We start from the raw sequence: 3,747 nt of genomic DNA on the forward strand, positions 1-3,747 counted from the left end.
TCATTGGACCATTGATTTACTTTAGATGGAAGAAATGGATTTGAGCAAGCTTTGGGCGCTGCTTCAAAGCAAAGCGCAAGAAATCTCTGTATTTAATTTATATCTATTTAATCCCTCGTCAACTTCTCTCTAAAAAAGTGAAGAAAATTCCCCCTCCTTTTGCAAAGGAGGAGTTAGGTGAGGATTTTCACCCTCTCTTTAACTCTCCCTGGGAGAGAGGACTTGCAATCTATACTTAGATCTATTTGATTTTCATTATTTTTTTAAAATCTAATCACAATAAAAAAGCACCTTTCGGTGCTTTTTCTTTTTACTGAATGATCTGTAAATCATTCTCCAGGTGACAGGACTGTATGATCTTCATCACTTTTGCAGGAACAGCTTTAAACTGCAATCCTTTGGCTTGTGGCGTCTGACGTAACCATCTGACCAATATCGCCAAAGCCAGAGTACTGCCACTTTCAAGCTCAGCCAGATTTACCACAATAGGAAAAACTGTCTGTGACTGAATTTCACGCAGCCCCTGTTCATAGTATTGCTGCGCATTGTTATAGTCGATTTTGCCTATAACATGCAGTTCCTGATTACTGAATCTGATCACAGCTCACCTATCTTATTTTTTCTTTTCAACCGCTGCTTCTGCATCTGGCTTGAAGTTTGCAATTGCTTTATCCAAGTTACCGCCATTACGTTTTACAGTCGCTGCAAACTGGTTACGGAACTGTAAACCTAGATCAATACCAGACACGTTGATATTACGGATTTTCCATTGTGAACCTTTATCGGCCAACTGGAAAGAAACCGGAATTTTCTCGCCATTATTATGGAAATCAATGGTTACAACTGGATTTTTGCTACCCGTGTCTTTGTACGGACGCATGGTATAAGACTGGTTGGTATATTTGGCAAATGCTGAACCATAATTTTCAGTCAGCGTTTCACGGAAATTACGTTCAAACTGAGCACGCTGTGCAGCAGAGCTATACTGATTAGTTGCATACGTTCCCATCACAATGCGGGTAAATGCTTGTGAATCGATATATGGATCAAGATTCTGACGAATAATAGTTTTCACCAGTGCCGGATTGCTCTGCAACTTGCTATGGTCTGCTTTGAGACGAGCCACCAGATTGTCTGCAACTTTCTTGATAAATGCAGGTGGTGCTTCAGCCGGTGCAGCAAAAACGCTTCCCATCGCCATAGTAGATAGAATGCTTGCTGCAAGGGTTTGCTTTACTAAAATATTCACTCAAATTTCCTCAATCATTATTCAACAAATGCAGGTTCTGCATCTGTAGCTTCAGAAGTTACTGCATCACCAGATGCCTCCTGAGTTTCTGATGACTTACTGCCTGCTCCACCTGTCACGAATTTGGTAATTAAATCTTCAATTTCCATCGTGCCCTGGGTATTGGCAATATGATCACCACGTTTCAAATAATTCAGACCGCCGCCTGGAATAATTTTCAAATACTTTTCACCCAACAAACCATTGGTTGCTACCATAATGTAAGCATCTTCATCAATATTGGTAATGGATGTCATGTTGTCTAAGAGTTGCTTTTCCATTGCTTTTTGTTGCGCAGGTGCCGCAGCTTCATAGTCAGTGCTGTAACGTAACTCATCTAAGGCTTCTTGCTGTACTTTCTTTAACTGTTCAGCATTAAATGATGTCAGTGAACCATCTAGCGTCATATGTACAGTGGCTAATCGGGTGACTGGATCAAGTGTAATCGTATCGACCTGACCAACTTTCACACCGCTTAAAGCCACTTTGGCACGTGGCTTAATGCCATTTACATTTTCGAAAGTTGCTGTCATTTTATAGCTATCGGCAATATTGGTTCCGACCAAACCACTGACACGCATTGCCAGGAAGAAAATTGCAATTCCAAACAGAATGACAAAAACACCAACGGCCAGCTCACTGGTACGTGATTTCATTAAACACCTCCGAACATGACCGCAGTCAACACGAAATCAAAACCTAAAACACACAACGATGAATACACCACAGTACGTGTTGTGGACGTTGCAATCCCTTCAGATGTCGGTTCACAGGCATAACCCTGATAGACCGCAATCCATGTACAAATCAATGCAAATACAAAACTTTTAATGATGGTACCGTTAAAGATATCCTTGTAGAACTGCACGGTACTTTCCATACCGCTCCAGTACGCGCCTTCATCTGCGCCAAGGAAATCTACACCGACCATTTTACCGCCCATAATCCCCACGGCAGCAAAAATTACGGACAGCATTGGCAGACTGAAAATCCCCGCCCAAAGACGTGGTGAAATGACCCTTTTCAGCGGATCAACCCCAATCATCTCCATACTGGATAACTGTTCAGTGGCTTTCATCAGACCGATTTCGGCTGTCAATGCAGAACCGGCACGACCGGCAAACAGTAAAGCGGCCACAACCGGTGCCAGTTCGCGTAATAAGGTTAGAGCTACTGCGGTACCTAACATGGCTTCACTGCCAAAGGTCGCCAGAATGGTATACATCTGCAAACCGAGGACAGCACCAATAAACAGACCTGAAACTACGATGATCAGTAAAGAGAGCACCCCAACACGGTACATCTGGTAGACAAATAGCTTAAAGCCAAGCCAGGTCGGTACAGAGAAGAGAATTTGAAGCAGCATTAAAGTCGCAACCCCAATCCCGCGCACACGTTCTATGACACGTCTACCCAATAAGGCAATTGCATTCATGAACGCACCTCATCACTTAAATAAGCCGCATGACTAAACTGATAATCCACAGGTCCCTCAACTGAACCCGTCAGGAACTGCTGAACAAATGCAGAAGGATGTGCTTTTAATTCTTCAGGTGTACCTTCGCCCTGGATCTTCCCTTCTGCCACTACGTAAATGTAGTCCGCAATGGATAGAGTTTCTGCTACATCATGCGAAACGATAATTGTAGTCAGGTCTAATGCTTCACGCAGGGAACGAATCAGACGTGTTAATACACCCATCACGATCGGGTCTTGCCCGGCGAATGGTTCGTCATACATGATCAGCTCTGGGTCAAGTGCAATCGCACGTGCTAGAGCCACACGACGGTTCATACCACCAGATAATTCAGAGGGCATCATCTGCTCTGCACCGCGCAGACCGACAGATTCCAGCTTGAGTGCCACGATTTCTGCGATCAAGTGCTCAGGCAATTTGGTATGTGCACGAATCGGGAAAGCGACATTTTCATAAACACTCATATCTGTGAACAAAGCACCGCTCTGGAATAACATGCCCATACGTGCACGTGCAGCAAATAGCTCGTGACGTGACATGCGTGCGATATCCTTGCCATCCAGCAACACCTGTCCCTGATCTGGCGTTAGCTGTCCGCCAATAAGACGTAATAATGTAGTTTTACCGGTACCAGAAGGTCCCATAATGGCAGTGATCTGACCACGTCGAATGTTCAGGCTGACATTCTCATAAATCACACGTTCGCCTCGCTTGAAGCTCAAACCTTTCACTTCTATGAGTGATTGAGTCTCAAACGCTGTTTGATTTTTCATAGCTAAGCGTTTTCCTGCATTTTTTCAGCATGCGTACTATAAAGGATTAACTCTCTAAATGTTACCTTTTGATCGGAATGTTACAATGGCAAAAAGGCAATATCTGAATGAAAAAAATGAGAAAGCATGATCTATTTTTATAATTTTATCGTCTGCTTATATGTTCAATAATCATTCAATTATAAAAATTATAGAAGATCGGAAGAGCG

Annotated in this window: 5 protein-coding genes; all 5 read right to left on the reverse strand. The window is 43.2% G+C overall.

Features of this window, described 5'->3' with window-relative positions; translation table 11 throughout:
* Nucleotides 1-310: 310 nt before the first annotated feature.
* The 5 genes from B4033_RS00720 to B4033_RS00740 are packed head-to-tail and all read right to left on the reverse strand — an operon-like array spanning nt 311 to nt 3,538.
* Nucleotides 311-601 carry an STAS domain-containing protein gene (locus tag B4033_RS00720; RefSeq protein ID WP_005223368.1) on the reverse strand — a complete coding sequence of 97 codons (291 nt, stop codon included), beginning with the start codon at nt 599-601 and terminating at the stop codon, nt 311-313.
* Between the two features lie 12 nt (nt 602-613).
* Nucleotides 614-1,249, reverse strand: a complete 636-nt coding sequence (locus B4033_RS00725; RefSeq protein ID WP_103799832.1) for an MlaC/ttg2D family ABC transporter substrate-binding protein — start codon at nt 1,247-1,249, stop codon at nt 614-616.
* A 17-nt stretch (nt 1,250-1,266) separates the two neighbouring features.
* On the reverse strand, nt 1,267-1,944 hold the full coding sequence (locus B4033_RS00730) for an outer membrane lipid asymmetry maintenance protein MlaD (protein ID WP_048881809.1): 678 nt from the start codon (nt 1,942-1,944) through the stop codon (nt 1,267-1,269).
* The gene (mlaE, locus tag B4033_RS00735; RefSeq protein ID WP_004896168.1) at nt 1,944-2,723 is read right to left on the reverse strand and encodes a lipid asymmetry maintenance ABC transporter permease subunit MlaE; all 780 of its coding nucleotides are present in this window, start codon (nt 2,721-2,723) and stop codon (nt 1,944-1,946) included. The genes B4033_RS00730 and mlaE overlap by 1 nt, the downstream gene beginning before the upstream one ends.
* Nucleotides 2,720-3,538 carry an ABC transporter ATP-binding protein gene (locus tag B4033_RS00740; protein WP_048881808.1) on the reverse strand — a complete coding sequence of 273 codons (819 nt, stop codon included), beginning with the start codon at nt 3,536-3,538 and terminating at the stop codon, nt 2,720-2,722. Before B4033_RS00740 ends, mlaE begins: the two co-directional genes overlap by 4 nt.
* Between the last annotated feature and the right edge of the window lie 209 nt (nt 3,539-3,747).

Origin of the sequence: Acinetobacter sp. UBA3132 (genome assembly GCF_002364825.1) — a bacterium.
Lineage (GTDB): Bacteria > Pseudomonadota > Gammaproteobacteria > Pseudomonadales > Moraxellaceae > Acinetobacter > Acinetobacter schindleri.